The sequence below is a fragment of the Pedobacter nutrimenti genome, from assembly GCF_003208655.1.
GTDB classification, from domain to species: domain Bacteria; phylum Bacteroidota; class Bacteroidia; order Sphingobacteriales; family Sphingobacteriaceae; genus Pedobacter; species Pedobacter nutrimenti.
Map to the genome: position 1 here is coordinate 676735 of NZ_QKLU01000002.1, position 21571 is coordinate 698305.

Annotated in this window: 16 protein-coding genes; 11 read left to right on the forward strand and 5 right to left on the reverse strand. The window is 45.0% G+C overall.

Annotated elements, in window-relative coordinates; genetic code table 11:
• Nucleotides 1-43: 43 nt before the first annotated feature.
• Nucleotides 44-1315: a phosphoribosylamine--glycine ligase gene (gene purD / locus B0O44_RS07685; RefSeq protein ID WP_110828870.1), complete on the reverse strand. Its 1272-nt coding sequence runs from the start codon at nt 1313-1315 to the stop codon at nt 44-46.
• Nucleotides 1316-1521: 206 nt separating this feature from the next.
• Here purD and secA point away from each other — a divergent pair, with 206 nt between their 5' ends.
• The 8 genes from secA (at nt 1522) to B0O44_RS07725 (ending at nt 12503) form a co-directional block, all read left to right on the forward strand.
• Nucleotides 1522-4830 (forward strand): preprotein translocase subunit SecA, encoded by a 3309-nt coding sequence (secA, locus tag B0O44_RS07690; protein ID WP_110828873.1) that lies wholly within the window; start codon nt 1522-1524, stop codon nt 4828-4830.
• 86 nt (nt 4831-4916) lie between these two features.
• Nucleotides 4917-5360 (forward strand): SPOR domain-containing protein, encoded by a 444-nt coding sequence (locus B0O44_RS07695; RefSeq protein WP_110828876.1) that lies wholly within the window; start codon nt 4917-4919, stop codon nt 5358-5360.
• Nucleotides 5353-6537 carry a M20 metallopeptidase family protein gene (locus tag B0O44_RS07700; protein ID WP_110828879.1) on the forward strand — a complete coding sequence of 395 codons (1185 nt, stop codon included), beginning with the start codon at nt 5353-5355 and terminating at the stop codon, nt 6535-6537. The genes B0O44_RS07695 and B0O44_RS07700 overlap by 8 nt, the downstream gene beginning before the upstream one ends.
• Before the next feature lie 7 nt (nt 6538-6544).
• Entirely contained in the window at nt 6545-7477 is a 933-nt protein-coding gene (locus B0O44_RS07705) for a hypothetical protein (RefSeq protein WP_110828881.1), read from the forward strand.
• Nucleotides 7478-7538: 61 nt separating this feature from the next.
• The gene (locus tag B0O44_RS07710; protein ID WP_110828884.1) at nt 7539-9101 is read left to right on the forward strand and encodes a serine hydrolase; all 1563 of its coding nucleotides are present in this window, start codon (nt 7539-7541) and stop codon (nt 9099-9101) included.
• Between the two features lie 24 nt (nt 9102-9125).
• Entirely contained in the window at nt 9126-11084 is a 1959-nt protein-coding gene (dnaG, locus tag B0O44_RS07715) for a DNA primase (protein WP_110828886.1), read from the forward strand.
• Nucleotides 11084-11446, forward strand: a complete 363-nt coding sequence (locus B0O44_RS07720; RefSeq protein ID WP_110828889.1) for a YraN family protein — start codon at nt 11084-11086, stop codon at nt 11444-11446. The genes dnaG and B0O44_RS07720 overlap by 1 nt, the downstream gene beginning before the upstream one ends.
• Nucleotides 11427-12503: a glutaminyl-peptide cyclotransferase gene (locus tag B0O44_RS07725; RefSeq protein WP_110828892.1), complete on the forward strand. Its 1077-nt coding sequence runs from the start codon at nt 11427-11429 to the stop codon at nt 12501-12503. Before B0O44_RS07720 ends, B0O44_RS07725 begins: the two co-directional genes overlap by 20 nt.
• Before the next feature lie 57 nt (nt 12504-12560).
• Here the strand turns inward: B0O44_RS07725 and B0O44_RS07730 are convergent, their stop codons facing one another.
• The 4 genes from B0O44_RS07730 to pgi form a co-directional block, all read right to left on the reverse strand.
• On the reverse strand, nt 12561-13088 hold the full coding sequence (locus B0O44_RS07730; protein ID WP_110828894.1) for a DUF4251 domain-containing protein: 528 nt from the start codon (nt 13086-13088) through the stop codon (nt 12561-12563).
• Nucleotides 13089-13232: 144 nt separating this feature from the next.
• Nucleotides 13233-15308 (reverse strand): M16 family metallopeptidase, encoded by a 2076-nt coding sequence (locus B0O44_RS07735; protein ID WP_110828897.1) that lies wholly within the window; start codon nt 15306-15308, stop codon nt 13233-13235.
• Between the two features lie 30 nt (nt 15309-15338).
• Nucleotides 15339-16652 (reverse strand): M16 family metallopeptidase, encoded by a 1314-nt coding sequence (locus B0O44_RS07740; RefSeq protein WP_110828899.1) that lies wholly within the window; start codon nt 16650-16652, stop codon nt 15339-15341.
• A gap of 45 nt (nt 16653-16697) precedes the next feature.
• Complete coding sequence (pgi, locus tag B0O44_RS07745) at nt 16698-18344, reverse strand: glucose-6-phosphate isomerase (RefSeq protein WP_110828902.1); 1647 nt, start codon at nt 18342-18344, stop codon at nt 16698-16700.
• Between the two features lie 204 nt (nt 18345-18548).
• Between pgi and B0O44_RS07750 the strand changes: the two genes are divergently transcribed.
• The 3 genes from B0O44_RS07750 (at nt 18549) to prfB (ending at nt 21567) form a co-directional block, all read left to right on the forward strand.
• Complete coding sequence (locus tag B0O44_RS07750; RefSeq protein ID WP_110828905.1) at nt 18549-19853, forward strand: amidohydrolase; 1305 nt, start codon at nt 18549-18551, stop codon at nt 19851-19853.
• 68 nt (nt 19854-19921) lie between these two features.
• Nucleotides 19922-20425 carry a hypothetical protein gene (locus tag B0O44_RS07755; protein WP_110828908.1) on the forward strand — a complete coding sequence of 168 codons (504 nt, stop codon included), beginning with the start codon at nt 19922-19924 and terminating at the stop codon, nt 20423-20425.
• A gap of 67 nt (nt 20426-20492) precedes the next feature.
• Nucleotides 20493-21567, forward strand: a protein-coding gene (gene prfB, locus B0O44_RS07760; protein ID WP_110828911.1) for a peptide chain release factor 2 whose coding sequence is annotated in 2 segments (ribosomal slippage) — nt 20493-20552 and nt 20554-21567 — 1074 coding nt in all. Because the reading frame shifts where the segments join, the coding sequence is not laid out codon by codon here.
• The last annotated feature ends 4 nt before the right edge of the window (nt 21568-21571 follow it).

The following is a 21571-nucleotide window of genomic DNA, read 5'->3' on the forward strand; positions in this document are numbered from 1 at the left end:
TCCGCTGAAGTCCAGCGGAGGCTTTTTTTATGGGTGAGGGCACTTACATCAGGTCGAAACCAATGTCTTCCCTGAAGTATTTTCCATCAAAATAAATTCTTGCGGCGTCGGCTGTGGCACTTTGCAGGGCTTCAAACTGACTGTCCTGCAGGCTGCTGATGGCCAAAACCCTTCCGCCATTGCTTTTGATCACGCTGTTTTCGGCAATGGTGCCGGCGTGGAAAGCGGTGGAACGGCGGATGTTCTCCAAACCGGTAATGGTTTTCCCTTTTTCATAATCACCAGGGTAGCCACCGGCAACAATCATGACGGTTGCTGCATGTTTGGGACTGATGTTCATTTTAACGGCTTTTAATTTCTTGCCTGCGGTGGCCAGGAAAAGTTCTACCAGGTCATTTTCAATCCTTGGGATGACACTTTCTGTTTCCGGATCGCCCATGCGGCAATTGTATTCAATAACAAAAGGTTTTTCGCCCACTTTGATCAGGCCGAAGAAAATAAACCCGGTATAGTCAATGTTATCTTTTTTCAGGCCCTGTACGGTTGGGACAATGATGTCTTTTTCCACTTCGTCCAGGAAAGCTTTGGTGGCAAAAGGAACTGGTGAAACAGAGCCCATACCTCCGGTATTTAAACCTGTGTCGCCTTGCCCGATGCGTTTATAGTCTTTTGCTTCCGGCAGGATCACATAGTTTTCTCCGTCTGTGAGTACAAAGACCGACAGTTCTATCCCGCTTAAAAATTCTTCGACCACAACGGTTGTTCCGGCCTCACCGAATTTCCCGCTGAGCATCAGTTTCAGTTCCTGCTGTGCTTCATCGTGGTTCTCCAGAATCAGGACCCCTTTTCCTGCGGCCAGACCATCTGCTTTAAGCACAATGGGAAGGGCGTGGTTTTGCAAGTAGGTTAAGCCTTCTTCCAGGTTTTCTTTGGTAAAGGACCGGGAGGCTGCTGTAGGAATGCCATGACGTTGCATGAACTGTTTGGAGAAATCCTTGCTCCCCTCCAGAATGGCCCCTTCTTTTTTTGGCCCGATCACCGGAATGGCGGCCAGGTCCGGGTCTTCCAGAAAAAAGTCATGGATACCTTTTACTAAAGGTTCTTCCGGGCCAACCACCACCAGTTCGATGTTTTCTTTCAGGACCAGGTCTTTCACCGCCTGAAAATTATTGGGGTTAAGGTTGATGTTTTTTCCGTAGGCAGCTGTTCCGCCATTTCCGGGTGCAATGAACAGCTGGGTTTTTAAAGGAGACTGGCTCATTTTCCAGGCCAGGGCACTTTCTCTTCCGCCAGAACCTAATAGTAAGATATTCATCTTGTTTGTGCTTTGTTTTTATGTTACAGACAGAACCGGATGTTCTGTTCCTGGGGCAAAGATAAAATAAAACGGCTGCGCGGGAGCAAAGTACAGGATATTTTGTAATTTTAGCGCCCGACGACTGCCAATCTGGCTTATCCGCTGATATGGCTTGGTTGTTGTAAATTGATGATTTTAAAATAAATAAACACAAGCATAAAGAGATGTTAGGATTTTTAACCAAGGTATTTGGAAGCAAATCAGAAAGAGATATTAAAGCCATACAGCCTATCGTAATCAAAATAAACGAGGAATACGCTAAGCTGTCTGCTTTATCTAATGATGAACTACGTGATAAAACGGTCTATTTTAAAGATGTTATAGCCAAAGCTTTAGCAGATATCGATGGCAGGATCAGTGGTCTGAAAACAGACGCAGAAAGCCAGAGTTTGTCTTTGCCTGAAAAAACGGCATTGTACGATCAGATCGATGCCCTGATCAAAGACCGCGATAAAGAACTGGAAGTGGTGCTGCTGGATATTTTGCCACAGGCCTTTGCAGTGGTTAAAGAAACTTCAAGACGTTTTTCTGAAAATGCTTTCCTGGAAGTGACCGCCAGTCCTTTTGACAGGGATTATGCTGCACGTAAAAATAACGTGAAAATTGAGGGTGATAAAGCCCTGTGGGCCAACCACTGGGATGCTGCCGGTAATGAGGTGCTCTGGAACATGGTACATTATGATGTACAGCTGATTGGTGGTATTGTATTGCACAGCGGTAAAATTGCCGAAATGGCAACGGGTGAGGGTAAAACCCTGGTCAGTACCCTGCCTGCCTACCTGAATGCCCTTGCCGGACAGGGTGTACACATCGTTACGGTCAATGATTACCTTGCACGACGTGACTCTGAATGGAATGGCCCTTTGTTTGAGTTTCATGGGTTAACCGTGGACTGTATCGACAGGCATGAACCGAACTCACCGGAAAGAAGAAAAGCTTACCTGGCAGATATTACTTACGGAACAAATAATGAATTTGGCTTTGATTACCTGCGTGACAATATGGCGCAGGCACCGGATCAGCTGGTACAGCGTAAGCTGCACTTTGCCATGGTGGATGAGGTCGATTCGGTTTTAATTGATGATGCGCGTACCCCGCTGATCATTTCAGGTCCGGTTCCTTTTGGGGACCAGCACGAATTCCATGAATTGAAACCAAGGATAGAGCGTTTGGTGAATGCGCAGAAAGAGTATGTGACCAAAGCTTTAAATGAAGCAAAAAAATTAATTAACGATGGTAAAACCGGAACCGAAGAAGGTGAAGGTGGTTTGGCCTTGTTGAGGGCGCACCGTGGTTTGCCAAAAAATAAAGCACTGATTAAGTTTTTAAGTGAGGGTAGTGTAAAACAAACCTTATTGAAAACCGAAAATCACTATATGGCCGATCAGTCCAAGAATATGCCAAAGGTAGATTCTGAACTGTTCTTTTATATTGATGAAAAAAACAATCAGGTGGAACTGACAGAAAAAGGGATTGAACTGATCACTAAATCAGGTGAAGATCCTCATTTCTTTGTTTTACCGGATGTAGGTACCGAAATCGCCGATATTGAAAAATCTGCTTTAAGCAGTGAAGAAAAGATTGCGAAAAAAGATGAGCTGATGCGGGATTACTCCATCAAAGCAGAACGCATCCACTCGGTGAACCAGTTGCTTAAAGCCTATACTTTGTTTGAAATTGATGTGGAATACATTATCGATGAAGGCAAAATTAAAATTGTAGATGAGCAGACCGGCCGTATTATGGATGGCCGCCGGTATTCAGACGGATTGCACCAGGCCATTGAAGCGAAGGAAAATGTAAAGGTGGAAGACGCTTCCCAGACTTATGCAACCGTTACCCTGCAGAATTACTTCAGGATGTACCATAAGCTTTGCGGTATGACCGGTACAGCGACAACTGAATCTGGAGAGTTCTGGTCTATTTATAAACTGGATGTGGTGGAAATTCCAACCAACCGGACCATTTCCAGGAAAGATCATCAGGATTACGTATACCGGACCATCCGTGAAAAATACAATGCGGTCGCCGAAGAAATTGTTCAGCTGACCCAGGCCGGAAGACCTGTACTGGTGGGTACCACTTCGGTAGAGATTTCGGAGTTGCTCAGCCGGATGCTGAAACTTCGCGGCATTAAACACAATGTACTGAACGCGAAGATGCACCAGAAAGAGGCAGATATCGTTGCAGAGGCCGGACAGGCTGGTCAGGTAACCATTGCGACGAATATGGCCGGACGTGGTACGGATATTAAATTGGGCCCTGGCGTAAAAGAAGCCGGTGGTTTGGCCATCGTAGGTACAGAACGCCATGAATCGCGTCGTGTAGACCGTCAGTTGCGTGGTCGTGCGGGCCGTCAGGGAGATCCGGGTTCATCCCAGTTCTTTGTTTCCCTGGAAGATAACCTGATGAGGTTATTTGGTTCGGAACGTATTTCCAACATCATGGTGAGAATGGGTATCGAAGACGGAGAGGTGATCCAGCATTCTATGATTACCAAATCTATTGAGCGTGCACAGAAAAAAGTAGAGGAAAACAACTTTGGGATCCGTAAACGTTTGCTGGAGTATGATGACGTGATGAACTCCCAGCGTTCTGTGATTTATGCCAAACGTAAAAATGCTTTATTTGGCGAGCGTCTGGATGTGGACATGAACAATATGGTGTTTGATGTGGCCGAAGACATTGCTACTGAATATAAAGAAGAAGGAAATTACGAAGGCTTCAAACTGGAAGTCATTAAAAATTTCTCTTTGGATACTTCTATTTCCGAGCAGGAATTCAGCTCCAAAAATATCCACCAGATTACCGATAAGTTGTTTGAAGAAGCAGCGACTTTCTACAGCAGAAAATCGGATGCCATTATCCAGCAGGCCATGCCGGTATTGAACCAGGTTTATGAAGAACGTGGTCAGCACATTGAGCAGATTGTCATTCCTTTTACAGACGGATTGCGCAGCATACAGGTGCCGGTAGGTTTAAAACTGGCCATCGATAACAATGGCCGTGAGGTGACCAAATCATTTGAGAAAACAATAGTCCTTGGCCTGATCGATGAGTCGTGGAAAGAACATTTGCGCGAAATGGATGAATTGAAACAATCGGTACAGAATGCAGTTTACGAGCAAAAAGATCCATTGGTGATTTATAAAATGGAGGCCTTTAACTTGTTTAAAAATATGCTGAACGCTGTAAATAAAGAAGTGGTGAGCTTCCTGTATAAAGGTGGTATTCCAATTCACCAGGAAGCAGATGACCTTCGGGAAGCACAGGCACCTAAATCCGCACCCAGCAGACTGAAAATGTCTAAACCTGAGTTTCATCAGGCCACAGATGAAGGCATGGTGATGGAGGATACCCGTGAACAGGTTCCTCAGCAACCGGTACGCAAAGAGGTGACCATCGGAAGAAACGAACCTTGTCCTTGCGGAAGCGGCAAAAAATACAAGAATTGCCATGGTGCAGGATTGTAATTTGTAATAAACATTTAGAATGCCGAATTTTGCGAGAAGTTCGGCATTCTTTTTTAAGCCCAATTTTAAATATCAAGGCCTTTTCCATGAAAAAACTCCTGACCTGTATTTTCTTTTCTGTTGTTTGTGCCGGGGGCTTTGCACAGACAAAGGGAACAGTGACCGTGGTAAAAGATCCCTTAATTGACAGCCTGATCGAAAAACGGCTGGAACTGAGTAAAAAAACAGCACCTTCCACCGTTAAACGTGGCGGTGCCCTGGTGGCACAGATGGGCTTCCGGGTACAGGTTTTTTATGGATCCGACAGAAGACAGACTTTCCGGGAACAGGCCAGGTTTAAAGCGGCCTATCCAAAACTGAATACATACATCACATATAAGGAGCCTAATTATTACCTGAGGGTGGGCGATTTCAGGACACGCCTGGAAGCGCAGCGCCTGATGAATGAATTGCGGAAAAGTTTTCCGACTTTGTTCATCTTCAGGGAAAAGATCAATGCACCTGCCTTAGATTCTAACAATAATGATTAAAGAAAAAATCCAGGAACTCGCTGCCGGTATTTTTGAGCAGGTGGTTTCTTTCCGTCACCATATACACGCCCATCCTGAACTCTCTTTTAAAGAGTTTGAAACTTCATTGTTTATTCAAAAACAACTGGGAGCCTGGGGGATTTCATTTACCACCATGGCCAATACAGGTGTAGTCGGGCTGATCAAAGGAGATTTGCCCTCGGAGGAAGTCATTGCCCTTCGTGCAGATATTGATGCTTTGCCCATACATGAGGCGACCAGCAAACCTTATACGTCTAAGAATAAAGGCGTCATGCATGCCTGTGGGCATGATGTCCATACCTCTTCTTTACTCGGTACAGCTTATATCCTGAACCAGATGAAAGCTTCTTTTGGCGGAACCATTAAACTGATTTTCCAGCCGGGCGAAGAAGTTTTGCCAGGTGGGGCCAGTATTATGATCAAAGAAGGGGTGCTGGAAAATCCAAAGCCTTCCAATATTATCGGACAGCACGTTATGCCATTTATCGATGCCGGAAAAGTGGGTTTCCGCTCGGGAATTTATATGGCCTCTACGGATGAACTTTATGTTACCGTGACCGGAAAAGGCGGACATGGTGCCCAACCGCATCAAAATATAGACCCTGTACTGATTACTTCCCATATTATTGTTGCCCTGCAGCAGATTGTAAGCAGAAATGCAGATCCGCGTTTGCCTTCGGTGCTTTCCTTTGGCAAAGTGATTGCCAACGGCGCTACAAATATCATCCCGAACGAAGTTAAACTGGAAGGGACTTTCAGGACCCTGAACGAAGAATGGCGCCAGGAAGCAAAAAGGCTGATGAAAAAAATGGCTGAGGGTATTGCAGAAAGTATGGGCGGAAGCTGTGAGTTTAAGATCATGAACGGTTATCCTTACCTGATCAATGAGCCCCAGCTGACCGACAGCACCCGTGCCCTTGCGGAAGATTATCTGGGCAAGGAAAATGTACTGGACCTGGACATCTGGATGGCTGCTGAAGATTTTGCTTATTATTCCCAGGTAACCAACGCCTGCTTTTACAGGCTGGGAACTGGAAATGCAGCAAAACAGGCGACCTATTCCGTTCATCACCCCAATTTTGATATCGACGAGGACGCGCTGAAAAGTTCTACAGGTTTAATGGCCTATATTGCACTCAAGCAACTGGGCAATTAAATTAGGCATGAGAAGGCTACTTTTAGGATTTCTTTTGCTGTGGGGGCATGGCCAGCTTTCTGCCCAGCAGATCCCTCGTTTTAACCCCGACACCATCAAAACGATCCAGCTGGATTCTGCCGTAAACATTACGGCCAAAAGGCTGAGCGTGGAAACATTTATCCAGGCGGTAACCACCGATACCAGTTTTTATCAGGCTTTCCGTGACATGAAGAAGTATAATTTTTTTGCGGAGAACAGCATTTACACCTATGATAAAAAGAATAAGGTCAGCGGTAAGATCTACCGGAAAATCAGGCGGCACCTGCAGCAGCCCAGGTTGGAATACCTGAGTAAACTCGATACGGGCAAGGTGTATAAAAAGAATGGAAAATACCAACTCTACACGGTAGAGATGTTTGACTATATTTTTACCAACGCCTATAAATCGGAATATGCGGATGAGTCTTTTGGCGGAAAAGCAGAAGGCTCCAATGCCAGTTATAAGGATAAATTAAAAACGCTGATCTTTTCGCCGGGAAGACCGGTGAAGGGCCTGCCTTTTATCGGCAACAAAACGGCCATTTTTACAGCCAATATGCGCCAGTATTATGATTATAGCTTTTACAGCGGGACTTACCTCGATTCCATTCCGGTATATCGTTTTAAGGTTTCGGTAAAACCCGACCTGAGCAACTGGACAAAGGATGGCCTGATGATCAAGGAACTGACCACCATTTTTGACAAACGGAATTTTGAAATACTGGGCCGTTATGTGGATATGAAATACAGCAATATGCTTTTCGATTTTAATGTACAGATGAACATTGAAATGAGCTATTTTAAAGAAGTCAAACTGCCGGTGAAAATCTCTTACCAGGGCAACTGGAATGTCCCTTTAAAAAAGGAAGAAAGGGCCAGTGTGCTGATCCTCCATAAAGATTACCAGAAGGAAAAATAATTTTTAACTTTATACGGTGAGGCCGTATAGGGCCTGCCGGATACTGATCATTTTGAAATTTATGAAACCTAAACTGTTATTTCTTTGCTTTCTGGTTTTTTCTGCCGCAACATTTTCTGCCCGCGCACAACTCAGCTCCCGGCAAATTGACAGCCTTTCTGAAAAGGTGCTGAAAACCTTTGATGTTCCCGGAATTGCGGTTGCGGTGATCAAAGACGGAAAGCTGATCCACAGCAAAGGGTATGGACTGAGGTCCCTGAAAACAAAAGAACCTGTTAATGAACATACCTTGTTTGGGATTGCCTCCAACAGTAAGGCTTTTACGGCCGCCGCTTTGGGCATGATGGTGGACGAAGGCAAACTGAGCTGGGACGATAAAGTAGTAGACCTGATCCCGGACTTTAAGTTATACAATCCTTATGTGACCCAGGAATTTACGGTAAGGGATTTGCTTACGCACCGCAGCGGGCTGGGTTTGGGTGCTGGTGACCTGATGATCTGGCCGGACTCTGGCTCGGTCACCAAGACCGAGCTGATCCATAACCTGCATTACCTGAAACCCGTTTCGGCTTTCAGGACCAAATACGATTACGACAATTTATTGTATGTGGTTGCCGGGGAAGTCCTGGCAAAAGTTTCGGGAATGAGCTGGGAAGATTTTATAGAAAAGCGGATCATGCAACCACTGGGCATGTCGGAAAGTGCGGCGGCCTACCTGCGTTTGAAGTCTGATAAAAATACGATAGATGCCCATGCACCTGTGAACGGTAAAGTGGAGGTGATCGGCAAGAATTTTACCCAGATTGCCAATGCTGCGGGCGGGATCTGGTCTAACCTGGAAGACATGAGCAAATGGGCCATCATGCAGATGAACAATGGTAAATATGGTTCGCAGCAGGAAAAGAGTTTGTTCAGTGAAAAGGCCCACCGGGAAATGTGGAGCCCGCAGACCATCATCAGGGGAAGTTCTCCTTACAACACCCATTTTTCAAGTTATGGGCTGGGCTGGTTCCTGAGTGATGTAAAGGGTTATTTTCAGGCCACACATACCGGAGGCCTCGGCGGGATCGTAACCCAGGTCACTCTAATTCCTGAACTGAAACTGGGTATTATTGTATTGACCAATCAGCAATCGGGCGCGGCCTTTAATGCGGTCACCAATTCCATTAAGGACAGTTATTTTGGAATTAAAGGAAAGGACAGGATTGGACAGTACAGAGAAAACGAGCTTAAAAATCAGCGCGAAGCGGACCAGATTACAAATAAGGTTTGGGCCGATATTGCAGCCGCACAGAAAAAAACAAAAGATAAACCGGATCTGAACAATTATACAGGTACCTTTGCAGATCCATGGTTTGGAAAAGTGACGATTACCGATAAGAACGGGGTTTTATGGTTCCAGTCTGTCAAATCGCCAAAACTTTGCGGAACGCTGAGTTTCTATAAGGGCAATACTTTTATTGCAAAATGGAAGGACAGAAGTATGGATGCCGATGCTTATCTGCTGTTTAGTCTGGACAAAGACGGCAAGGCCTGGGGCCTGAAAATGGAAGCCATTTCGCCCCTGACAGATTTCAGTTACGATTTTCAGGACCTGGATTTTACGCGCTCAGAGAAGGAATAATTTAACAAGGATAAAAGCAGAGTAATGATTAATCAGGATACCATTAACAAAATCATGGATACCGCCCGGATTGAGGAGGTTGTGGGGGATTTTGTCGCCTTAAAAAAACGTGGTAGCAGCCTGATCGGAAATTGTCCTTTCCACAACGAAAAGACACCTTCTTTTAATGTTTCGGTGACCAAAGGCATTTATAAATGTTTTGGTTGCGGAAAGGGAGGCGATTCGGTCCATTTTATTATGGACCATGAAAAGTATTCCTATCCGGAAGCACTGAAATACCTGGCCCAGAAATACAACATCGAAGTTGAAGAAACCGTTCAGAGCCCGCAGAACCTGGAAGCACAGAACGCCAGGGAAACCCTGTATGTCGTTTCGCAGTTTGCTTCGGGCTTTTTTGCCAATGAGCTTTGGACAGGCGTGGACGGAAGGGCCATTGGTTTAAGTTATTTTAAGGAGAGAGGCTTTAGAGAGGACATCATTAAAAAATTTGAACTGGGTTATTCTCCCGATGTCTGGGATGCGCTGACCATACAGGCGGTAAACAGCGGGCATAAAGAAGAATACCTGGAACGTGCAGGCCTGTCTATCCGCAATGATAAAGGCAAGCTGTACGACCGTTTCCGGGGAAGGGTGATGTTCCCCATCCACAATTTTACGGGCAGGATTATTGGTTTTGGCGGCCGGACCCTGAAAACAGATAAAAAGGTCCCTAAATATGTCAACTCTCCCGAGAGCGATATTTACCATAAATCGAATGTACTTTACGGGCTTTTCCATGCTAAAAAAGCCATCAGGGATACCGACAACTGTTACCTGGTGGAAGGTTATGCCGATGTGCTTTCGGTGCACCAGGCCGGTGTGGAAAATGTGGTGGCTTCTTCGGGTACTTCCCTGACCACCGAACAGATCCGTCTGATCAGCCGTTTTACCCAAAACGTAACCATTCTTTACGATGGGGATGCAGCCGGCATCAAGGCCTCCTTAAGGGGGCTTGACATGATCCTGGAGGAAGGACTGAACGTGAAAGTCGTAAACTTTCCCGATGGTCATGACCCGGACTCTTACATGCACCATGTGGGCGCAGGGGCGTTTAAAGATTACATAGAAAACAACCGCAAGGACTTTATTCTCTATAAGGCCAATACCCTTTTAAAGGAAGCCGGAAATGACCCCATTAAAAGGGCCGGTATTATCCGGGACATTGTAGAAAGTATCGCCAAAATCCCCGATAACATTAAGGCTTCTGTTTTTATCCGGGAGTGCAGTCACCTGCTGCAGGTAGAAGAAGGTATTCTTTTATCGGAGCTGAACAAAATGCGTGCAGCAAAACTGAAAAAAGCAAGTCCTTCTCCTGCTCCCGGAGCAGCTTCCCCTTATGAGGATGGTCCGCCGGATAACCTTTTTGAAGATGGTCCTGGTGGTGGAGCCCCCGAACCGGTAGAAAGTGGCAGGGATTCCGATATTTTGCAGGAACAGGAAATTGTAAGATTGCTTTTGGCTTTTGGTCACGAACTGGTGAGCTGGGACAATATCGACAACATGTATATCGGGTCTTTTATTGTCCAGAATTTATCGGATGTGAGTTTCGAGGATGCGGTTTGCGGAAGAATTATTGAACATTATAAAAAGGAAATAGAAAACGGGCATTTGCCGGTAGCCAGCCAGTTTATTAAAAGTCCGGACAGGGAGATTGTGAACCTGGCCATTACTTTGTCTACCTCACCCTATAGCCTGAGCGAGAACTGGTACAACAAACACCAGATTTATGTACGGGATGAAACCGTAAATCTTAAGGCGACTATTTTGGGCGGGATTTTTCACCTGAAAAAACGAAAGGTAGACCGGATCCTGCTCAACCTGCTGCAGGAAATTAAAATGGAACAGGATGTGGTAAACCAGGAAATCCTGATGCAGCGCTATTCTTTTATTAAAAATGTAGAAAAGGACATTTCAAAATTCCTGGGCTCGGTGGTACTGAAGTAATGGCTGAACACAATGATCTTGGCCGGTATGGGGAGGCCCTGGCCCGAGCCTACCTGGAAGCGAAGGGCTACAGGATCCTGGAGCAGAACTGGAAATACGGACGTGCCGAGGTTGACCTGATTGCTTTTGACGGGGAAAGGATTGTTTTTGTGGAAGTCAAGACCCGAAGGTCTGCAGATCATGGAGAGCCGGACGAGTTTGTGGGCTGGAAAAAGGAGAAGCAACTGGAATTTGCTTCTCAGGCTTATATAGAGCGGCATCAGTTTGAAGGAGAGATTCGCTTTGACATCATTGGAATTGTATTTAAAAATAAAGACCTTTATAAAATTAATCATATAGAAGATGCATTTTGGCCAACCTGAACTAAAAAGAACGCTGCTCGGTTTTTGTATTGTATTGGGCATAAGCTTAACTTTTTCCTGCAAACAGGATAAAGCGGGCAGTACCGTTGGATTTAAATTTCCGGAACAGGGTAAAGAGGTTACCCTGGGAGATGACCTGAAAATTGAACTGGATGTTCCTGCAGATGTGAAAGTAAATTCTGCCAGTTACCTGGTCGATGGTAAATCTGTTGGCACTAAAAATGACGCCAGTCCCTTTGTTTTGAAAACAGCCGCGCTTCCTTTGGGCTACAGATTGATTTCGGCCATTGTCGATAATGGCACAAAAAAAGACACCCTAACGGTAAATGTGGTCTTAAAATCGGCCATTAAACCAGCTTTATTTGGGTACAAGGTGATCAATACCTTTCCGCATGATACGAGTTCCTATACCCAGGGTCTGGAATACCATGATGGCAGGTTTCTGGAAAGTACCGGACTGAACGGTTCTTCGACCTTAAGGTGGGTGGAGCTGAAAACAGGAAAGGCCCTGCAGAAAATTTCCCTGGATAAAAAATACTTTGGAGAGGGGTCTTCACTGGTGGGGGATAAAGTCATTATGCTGACCTGGCAGGAAAATACAGGCTTTGTATATGATGCGAAAAGCTTTAAGCAAATTGGCAGTTTCCCTTATCAGAACAGCCGGGAAGGTTGGGGCCTGAGTTTTGACGGCCAGCGCCTGATCAAATCTGACGGGACCAACAGGCTTTGGTTTTTGAATAAAGACAATTACAAAGAAGAAGGCTTTGTGGAGGTTTTTGACGATAAAGGACAGGTGGACCAGTTGAACGAACTGGAATATATCGATGGAATGGTTTATGCAAACATCTATCAGACGGATAAAATTGCCGTTATCAACCCCAAAAGCGGCGCTGTAGAGCGTTATATTAACCTGGCTGGTATCTTGCCTGAAAAAGACAGGTTTCCAAACACAGACGTTTTAAATGGGATTGCCTGGGATGCCAAAGGCAAAAGACTTTTTGTAACCGGAAAGAAATTTAATAAATTATTTGAAATCAGCCTGGTACCTAAAAAGTAAGGCGGGCAGAATGAAAAAAAGGGGCGACAGGATATTTTCCTGTCGCCCCTTTTTTTATTACATAGCGGACTTGGGTTCGCTGAGGTAACCATAAAAGGTAATGGGTTGGCGGTTGGTGTTGTTGACGCTTAAGGTCGCATAACCATTTTGTGAAATGTATAAGTTGAGGGTTTGTCTGTCCTTCACATCATTTGGGACAATGGTGATGTCCCAGGTCCCTTTTTTGTTTTTTTTGACTTTATAGCTGAAATCTTTGGACTTGAACTTTATTCCGGAGTCATCGGGGTTCATGGTTGCAGTAAATGAACGTCCATAATAAGGCAAATACGCTTCTACACTGTCTTTGCTGACGCGAAGGCTATAGGAATTGCCGGTCAGGCTAATGCTGCCTGACCCGCCCGGACTGTTGAGCCTGTTCATCACCCTGGACAGATCTGCATTGGCCATAGGCATCGCACTGTTGGCATTAAATATAAAATTCTGGCCTTCCACAATTTTTATGGTGGTGGCTTTATCTGTTTGTGCAAAAACTGATGTGCCCAGCAGGATCAGCAATGCGGTTAAACTATTCTTAAATCTTTTCATCTGTATATGGATTTCTTGAATTTGCTTATATAAATATAGACATTTTTAAGCGTTAATGGTTTAACAGGCCCGCCCTGAGCTGGGAGCAAAAAAAACAGGGACTGCTCTTGGGCAGTCCCTGTTTTTGGGAAATGGCAGTGGATTCTAATTAAAATCAGCTGCTTTTAAACCGGTATTGACTTGTATGTCTTTAATGGTAATGCTAAATTCCTGACTGCCTTGTGGCATTTGAACAGACTGTACCATTTTAAAAGGGAAAAAGACATTCCCTACCTTACGGTAATCACTGTATTCTGTGGATTGTGTGATGTCGACCCCGTTTGCTTTCCTGGTTTTTTCATCTTTTAACAGGTAGCCGGTATTGACATCATAATATTCGGTTTGTTTTAACCCGGATGCAAAGGTCACATTCAGCTTATAGGCATCGGCCTGACCTACTTTGGCTGTCCCGGCAACTTCTACCTTGTTCTGGCCATAAAACAGTTGATCAAACAAAGCCTTTTTGTCTTTTTTCTCTGCCAGTTCCTCTGCACTGAATTCTTTTTTCTGGCCCATTTGACTTTGGAAACCGCTTGTGCCATTATAGGCTTGTTTCATCACCACATTGCCCCCCATGGAAATTTCATTGCTTTCCAGATTTGGTGACAATTGTTTGAATACAGCGGCTAATTTTTGACCTTGTATTTCAAATTCTCCGTTTTGAACAATGGAATTTACTTTTTTCAATTCCGCTTCCCCGCCAATGGCAGTCAGGTATTTGGAAATGATCTCTGCAGCAGATTTGTTCACTGCAGCAGTTGCCGTAGCGGCAGCAGTAACTGGTGCAGCAAATTTGTCAAAGCTTTTTACCGTAAAGCCCAGCTTTTTAAGGCCTGCAACGAACTGCTCCTGTTTACCCACAATAATGATACGGGTGTCCTCATGATTGTAGTATTTTTTGCTTACCCGAAGAATATCTTCTGCAGTAACGGCATTCAGTTTTTGAAGGTAAGTCCTGTAAAAATCTTTTGGCAGGTTATTGATCAGGATGCTGCTGGCAAAACCAGCCATGCGTCCCGGGTTTTCCAGTCCTAAGGCAAAAGATCCGTTATATAGGTTTTTAGCGCTTTGCAAAACTTCTGCACTGACTTTTTCGGTCCTCATGACATTGATTTCTTTCAGAAATTCAACCACAGCGCTGTCTACCTTTTCATTTCTAACGGCAGCAGTTGCTTTGAACTGCGACTGGAAACGGCCGGAACCTGTAGAAGAATAAGCCCCATAGGTAAATCCATGTTTTTCCCGCAGGTTTCTAAATAATTTTGCGTCGGCCCCGCCACCAAGAATTTCATTGGCCAGCAGCACGGCGTGATAATCGGGGCTGCTTAAAGGCAGGTCAATCAGATTGGTAACGGTAATTTCCGACTGAACCGCATTGGGAACATCAATGACGTCTACTTCTGTTTTTGCCGGATTGTTTACTTTGGCAAGCACAGGAAGGTTCAGCGTGTTTCCTTTCCAGTCTCCAAAGGCTTTGATGGCAAGTGCTTTAGCGGCCTCTGGTTTAATGTCACCCACAAAAGTAAGGTAAGCCCTTGAAGGGGTAATGTATTGCTTGTAAGCGGCTTTTACATCATCCAGTGTAATAGAATTGATGCTTTGTTCTGTTTGAAATTCTCCCAGGGGATGGGCAGATCCATAGGATAAGGCATTGACCACCCTGCCCGAAATGGCTTTGGCACTGCGGTCGGTTGATTTTAAGCCGGTCAGGTACTGGGATTTAAGTTTGTCAAAAGAGGCCTGAGGGAAAGAAGGATTTCTTAAGGCTTCAGCCATTAAAAGGAAGGCACTGTCGAAATAACGGGTTAAAGCAGAGGTGCTTCCTCCGGATGCCGAGAGGCTAACATTTGCCCCAAGCTGGTCAACCGCCTGATCAAACTGTACTTTGGTTTTGGAAGTGGTCCCTTCGTTTAACATCCCTCCCATGAGCTGTATTTTACCCGCTTTCGACCCTTCTGTAATCGGGCCCGCATCAATCGTATAACTGGCGGATACTTTTGGTAGTCTATGGTTTTCCACCACCAGGACCGTGATCCCGTTTGGAAGTTTATAGATTGCCGGATCTGCAAAGGTAATGGTTGGTGCAGGTCCTGGTTTTGGTTTCTGGCTTCTGTCCAGTTTTTGCGCAAACACCGGCTGCAGGGCAAGGGCGGCGATGGCAAATATGAATATTTTCTTCATGATCTTTTTTAATTTTGATTAGGAAATGGTCTATTTTTTCGGCAAATAATACAAAACAACACGCTGGTCTTTGTTTAAGTATTTACGTGCAACTTCCCTGATTTCTTCGCGGGTGATGGACCTTACTTTCTCTAATTCTTCATTGATGTTATTGGTGTCCTTGTCATGAAAAGTATAGCCGTCTGCAAGGTTTTCTGCCAGGCCGATCATTTTACTATTGGCGCTTACATAACTGTTCTCGAACTGATTCTGAAGTTTTTGAAGTTCCGATTCGCTGATCAGGTCAGTTTGAAGACGGCTTACTTCGGCATCAATGTCTTTCAACAGGTCATTTAATGGGGTGTTGTTATTGGGCAAAGCCAGGGTAATATAAGCCCCGTAGTCTTCCAATGAATAATTAAAAGCAGCGACCTGTAAAGCGGTTTTCTTTTCATCGACCATTTTGGTGCTCAGTCTGGAGCTGGCCCCACCGGAAAGAATGGTACTGATCATTTGCAGGACCTTACTGTCCCGGCTTTTCATTCCAGGAACACGGTAAGCCGCAAAAATGGCCGGGATTTGAATATTGGCATCATAAGCGGTATCGATAATTTGTTTGCTAAGCGGTTTAAGCTCATAAACGGTCTTCACCACCGGGGCACCTTTAGGTACTTCGGTAAAATATTTAGCAATCAGGGCCTTGGTTTTCTCGATGTCCAGGTCTCCGGCAATGCTTAATACCGCATTGTTAGGGACATAGTATTTTTTAAAGAAAGCAATAAACTCTGCCAGTTTTGCGGCATCCAGGTGTTCCATGGAGCCAATTGGCTGCCAGCGGTAAGGATGCCCGTCGAACAAGTGCGAGAAGATCTTTTCGGTAAACTTGCCATAAGGAGCGTTGTCTATACGAAGGCGTTTTTCTTCTTTGACCACTTCATTTTGGGTTTTAACACCCACTTCATCAATTTTGGGGTGCAGCATCCGCTCGCTTTCCAGCCAGAGTCCCAGTTCCAGCTGGTTGGAAGGAAATACTTCATAATAAAAAGTCCTGTCCTGGGAAGTATTGGCGTTGTTTTCTCCGCCGTTACTGCTCACTGTTTTCATAAACTCCCCGCGTTTGAGATTGTCGCTCCCTTCAAACAAAAGGTGTTCAAAAAAGTGTGCGAAACCTGTTCTTTGGGGATCTTCATCTTTGGAGCCCACATGGTACATTACCGATACGGCAACTACCGGGGCCGTTTTGTCCTCATGGAGAATAACATGGAGGCCATTTGGCAGGTCATATTCGGTAAACTTTACCTTTTGAGCCGAAGCAGAAAGGCAAAAACCGGTTATGGCCAGCGTTAATAGAAAGTTTTTTTTCATGTTCAATTGATAATTTGTTTTTTTATGATTCTAATAAGCAGTGGGTTATCTCCAGGTTTTGTACTGGTTGATCAGTCCGTTGGTAGAAGCATCGTGTGAGGACACCGGTTGATCGTCTTTCAACTGGGGGAGAATGCTTTTTGCGAGTTGTTTACCCAGTTCAACACCCCATTGATCAAAGCTAAATATATTCCAGATGATGCCCTGGACAAATATTTTATGTTCGTACATGGCGATTAGACTGCCCAGGCTATGTGGTGTTACACGTTTTAATAAAATAGAATTGGTTGGCCTGTTGCCTTCAAAAACTTTAAAAGGGGCAATTTTGCGGATTTCTTCTTCAGATTTTCCTTCTTTTTTAAGTTCTTCTATCACCTGCTCTTCTGTTTTTCCGTTCATCAGGGCTTCTGTCTGTGCAAAGAAATTGGAAAGCAGGATCGGATGGTGCTGACCAAGCGGGTTCAGGCTTTGGGCCGGGGCGATAAAGTCACAAGGAATTAAACGTGTACCCTGGTGGATGAGCTGATAGAAAGCGTGCTGCCCATTGGTTCCCGGTTCGCCCCAAATGATCGGTCCGGTTTCGTAAGTGACCTCTTTACCGTTGCGGTCTACATGTTTGCCATTGCTTTCCATATCACCCTGCTGAAAGTAAGCGGCAAAACGGTGCAGGTATTGGTCATAAGGTAAAATGGCCTGGGTTTCTGCCTCAAAAAAGTTAATGTACCAGACACCGACCAGGGCCAGAATAACCGGAATGTTTTTGTCGAAAGGGGTGTTTTCAAAATGCTGATCGGTTGCATGTGCACCAGCCAGGAGTTCCTTGAAATGATCAAAACCAATGCTTAAGGCAATAGGGAGCCCAATGGCACTCCATAAAGAATACCTGCCACCAACCCAGTCCCAGAACTCGAACATGTTTTCGGTATCAATTCCAAAAGCTTTTACATCTTTTTCGTTGGTAGATAAGGCTGCAAAATGTTTTTCAATATCTTTTTCTGCGGCACCGCTTTGCAAAAACCATGCTCTTGCGCTGTTGGCATTGGTCATGGTTTCCTGCGTGGTAAAGGTTTTGGAGGCAATCAGGAACAAGGTGGTTTCGGGATTCACCTGTTTAAGGGTTTCCACGATATGCGTGCCGTCTATGTTGGACACAAAATGCATGTTCAGGTGGTTTTTATAAGCTTTGAGGGCCTCTGTTACCATTACGGGGCCAAGATCAGAACCACCAATACCGATATTGACCACATCTGTAATGTTTTTACCGCTGTATCCTTTCCATTCACCCGAAATAATCGCCTTGCTGAACTTCTCCATTTTGGCCAGCACTTTATTCACGTCTTCCATGACATTTTTGCCATCCACCAGGATTTCTTTATTGCTTTGGTTCCTTAAGGCAATGTGTAATACCGGTCTGCCTTCGGTTTGGTTGATCCTTTCTCCGCTGAACATGGCTTTGATGGCCTGGTCCAGTTTACATTCTTTGGCCAGCTGCAGCAACAGGGCTAGGGTGGTGTCGTCCATCCTGTTTTTTGAAAAATCCAGCAGGATGTCTTCAAAAATCAGAGAGAATTTTTCAAAGCGGGCAGGGTCTTCATTAAAAAGGTCTTTAAGGCTTTTTTCATTAATGCTGATGAAGTGGTCCGCTAAATATTTATAGGCGTTGGTTTCAGTGAAATTGATTGTTGGTAGCATACGATTGGGATTTTGTTAGAAACTGTTTAAAGTTATGAAGTAAAATTGTTTATTGCTTAATTTTAAACGAAAGGATGCAAAAAAACAGGGATTGATGCCGGTTGTACAACTGCTTGGTGCAAGCGCTCTTGCAGAGCCGAAAGAGGTTAAAAACCAGCGACATTAAAGGGATTAATAATTATCTTTAGGAACAAAAGAAATCAAATGAAAAAATTTTACCTTCCTGTACTGCTCCTGTTGAGTTCTGCCAGCTTTGCCCAGCGCAATGACCTGCGGCCCGCCGTTTCAAAAAAAGCGGCTGAAATTGAAAAGAAAGTAATTGCATGGCGCCGCGACCTGCACGAACACCCCGAACTGGGCAACAGTGAACACAGGACAGCGGGCATCATAGCCAAACATCTGGAATCCCTGGGCATAGAAGTTAAAACAGGCGTAGCAAAAACAGGTGTGGTGGGTATTTTGAAAGGAGGTAAACCGGGTCCCGTGGTGGCACTCCGGGCAGATATGGATGCCCTTCCGGTAACTGAACGAAATGCTTTGCCTTTTGCTTCAAAAGTAAAAGCCATGTATAATGGACAGGAAGTGGGTGTGATGCATGCCTGCGGGCATGACAGTCATGTGGCCATTCTGATGGGGGTTGCCGAAGTCCTTTCTTCCATGAAAAAAGACATTCCCGGGACGGTTAAGTTTATCTTCCAGCCCGCAGAAGAGGGGCCCCCTGTGGGAGAGGAAGGCGGCGCAGAACTGATGGTCAAAGAAGGGGTGCTTGAAAATCCTAAAGTGGAGGCTATTTTTGGTTTGCACATTAATTCCCAGACGCCTGTAGGAGACATTACCTATCGTCCGGGTGGGGTGATGGCTGCGGTCAATGACCTGAAAATCACCGTACGGGGAAGACAGGCCCATGGGGCTTACCCCTGGAGCAGTGTGGATCCGGTGGTGATCTCAGCACAGATTGTCAACAACCTGCAGACCATTGTCAGCAGAAACCTGAACCTGACAGAGAATCCGGGAGTGGTGACCATCGGTGCCATAAACGGCGGGGTGCGTTCCAATATCATTCCTGAAAAGGTAGAGATGCTGGGGACGATCCGGAATTTTTCGAAAGAAGATGAAGCCCTGTTTATAGAAAGGGTAAAAACCATTGCAACCAAAACTGCAGAAGCGGGAGGCGGTACTGCAGAAGTAAAAATTCCATACAGCAATCATTATCCCGTAACTTTTAACGATGTGGCCTTAACTGAAAAAATGCTGCCGAGTTTACAGGCTACTGCCGGTAAAGCGCATGTGCGCCTGAAACCTCCGGTAACCGGCGCGGAAGATTTTTCTTTTTTTCAGGAAAAAATACCTGGGCTGTTTATTTTTCTTGGCGGTATGCCAAAAGATGGAGATGCCTTAAAAGCACCATCGCACCACACACCAGATTTTTTTATTGACGAAAGTGGTTTTACCCTTGGGGTAAATGCCTTAAGTAACCTGGTTTTGGATTATATGGTCTTAAAAAAATAGCTATGGATCTGCTACTGAATTGCTTATATTTATAAGTATAAATTCAGTCACCTAAAAAAACTAAGAAGATGTTAGAAAATTTAAATCAACTGGTTAAGGAAAGTGCACAGGATGCCATTGTCAACAACAGTGATGTTCCTAATGAGCACAATGAAGCAGCCATTCAGGCCGCTTCCGGATCCATTTTTGATACCCTGAAAGAACAATTGTCTTCGGGTAATATTGGAAACCTTGTGGATGCCTTTAAAGGAGGTAATGTCGAAAACAGTGCAGTGGTGCAACAAGCTTCGGCCAGTTTCACGGATAAGCTTGCGGGTATGGGCATTAACCTGGATTCAGCAAAGGGAATTGCGGCTTCCATTATTCCGGGCATAGTCGGTAAGTTTGTCAATAAAACCAATGATCCCAACGACAGCTCTTTTGACATTAAAGACATTTTTAGTAAAATTTCGGGTCCGGACGGGAAATTTCAGCTCTCTGACCTGACAGACTTGTTTAGCGGAAATAAAGCCGGGGAGGAAGGCCAGCAAGGTGGTGGGGTGATTGATAAATTAAAAGGACTGTTCAGCTAGATAATACGATGAATATAAAAAAAGCCATGTGACAGTAAGTTACATGGCTTTTTTTATATTTGCCCTTATGACTAAAGAACAAATTCAGGATTTAAGGGACAGGGTAACGTCGCTGAGGAGGTATCTTTGACGTTGATGACCGACTAGAAGATATCCGTATAGAGCAGGAGCTTACCCTGCAGCCAAATTTTTGGGACGATCCCAAAAAGGCAGAAAAACACATCGCCGAAATTAATTCAAAAAAGGTCTGGACCGATGGCTGGCAAAAGGCAAACGCCCTGCTGGAAGATACATTGGTTATGTTCGATTTTCTGCAAAGTGGCGATGCGACTGAACAGGAAATGCAGGATCAGTATGAGCTGTGTTTAAAAGCAATAGAGGATCTGGAGCTCAAAAATATGCTGAGCAGCAAAGAAGACCTGCTTCCGGCAGTCATGCAGATTACTGCCGGTGCAGGTGGTACAGAGAGTTGTGACTGGGCGGGTATGCTCATGCGCATGTACATCATGTGGGGCGAAAAGAATGGCTATAAAGTAACCGAACAGGATTATCAGGAAGGGGAGGTGGCCGGAGTAAAATCGGTGACCTTGCAGTTTGCCGGGGAATTTGCTTACGGTTATCTGAAAGGGGAAAATGGCGTTCATCGTCTGGTTAGAATTTCTCCTTTTGATTCCAATGCCCGCAGGCATACTTCTTTTGCTTCGGTATACGTGTACCCTTTGGTAGACGATACGATAGAAATTGAAATCAAAGATTCGGATATCGAGTTTGAAACATTCCGTTCTGGCGGCGCCGGTGGGCAGAATGTGAACAAGGTGGAAACCGCTGTGCGTTTGTACCATAAACCTTCGGGCATTGTGATCAAAAACCAGGAGTCGCGATCGCAGTTGCAAAATAAAGAAAATGCAATGCGTTTGCTCCGCTCGCAGCTGTATGAGGCAGAAATGCGTAAACGTATGGAAGCTACCGCCTTAATAGAGGGCAGTAAAAAGAAAATAGAATGGGGCTCTCAAATCAGGAGTTATGTGCTGGACGACCGGAGGGTAAAAGACCACCGGACAAATTTCCAGTCCTCCAATCCCCAGGCCGTTCTGGATGGAGAACTCAATGATTTTCTAAAAGCTTATTTAATGGAATTTTGATGGA

What these genes read in the sequence shown, in the direction of transcription:
- purD (WP_110828870.1), bottom strand. Translation starts at nt 1,315, where the DNA reads ATGAATATCTTACTATTAGGTTCTGGCGGAAGAGAAAGTGCCCTGGCC.
- secA (WP_110828873.1), top strand. Translation starts at nt 1,522, where the DNA reads ATGTTAGGATTTTTAACCAAGGTATTTGGAAGCAAATCAGAAAGAGAT.
- B0O44_RS07695 (WP_110828876.1), top strand. Translation starts at nt 4,917, where the DNA reads ATGAAAAAACTCCTGACCTGTATTTTCTTTTCTGTTGTTTGTGCCGGG.
- B0O44_RS07700 (WP_110828879.1), top strand. Translation starts at nt 5,353, where the DNA reads ATGATTAAAGAAAAAATCCAGGAACTCGCTGCCGGTATTTTTGAGCAG.
- B0O44_RS07705 (WP_110828881.1), top strand. Translation starts at nt 6,545, where the DNA reads ATGAGAAGGCTACTTTTAGGATTTCTTTTGCTGTGGGGGCATGGCCAG.
- B0O44_RS07710 (WP_110828884.1), top strand. Translation starts at nt 7,539, where the DNA reads ATGAAACCTAAACTGTTATTTCTTTGCTTTCTGGTTTTTTCTGCCGCA.
- dnaG (WP_110828886.1), top strand. Translation starts at nt 9,126, where the DNA reads ATGATTAATCAGGATACCATTAACAAAATCATGGATACCGCCCGGATT.
- B0O44_RS07720 (WP_110828889.1), top strand. Translation starts at nt 11,084, where the DNA reads ATGGCTGAACACAATGATCTTGGCCGGTATGGGGAGGCCCTGGCCCGA.
- B0O44_RS07725 (WP_110828892.1), top strand. Translation starts at nt 11,427, where the DNA reads ATGCATTTTGGCCAACCTGAACTAAAAAGAACGCTGCTCGGTTTTTGT.
- B0O44_RS07730 (WP_110828894.1), bottom strand. Translation starts at nt 13,088, where the DNA reads ATGAAAAGATTTAAGAATAGTTTAACCGCATTGCTGATCCTGCTGGGC.
- B0O44_RS07735 (WP_110828897.1), bottom strand. Translation starts at nt 15,308, where the DNA reads ATGAAGAAAATATTCATATTTGCCATCGCCGCCCTTGCCCTGCAGCCG.
- B0O44_RS07740 (WP_110828899.1), bottom strand. Translation starts at nt 16,652, where the DNA reads ATGAAAAAAAACTTTCTATTAACGCTGGCCATAACCGGTTTTTGCCTT.
- pgi (WP_110828902.1), bottom strand. Translation starts at nt 18,344, where the DNA reads ATGCTACCAACAATCAATTTCACTGAAACCAACGCCTATAAATATTTA.
- B0O44_RS07750 (WP_110828905.1), top strand. Translation starts at nt 18,549, where the DNA reads ATGAAAAAATTTTACCTTCCTGTACTGCTCCTGTTGAGTTCTGCCAGC.
- B0O44_RS07755 (WP_110828908.1), top strand. Translation starts at nt 19,922, where the DNA reads ATGTTAGAAAATTTAAATCAACTGGTTAAGGAAAGTGCACAGGATGCC.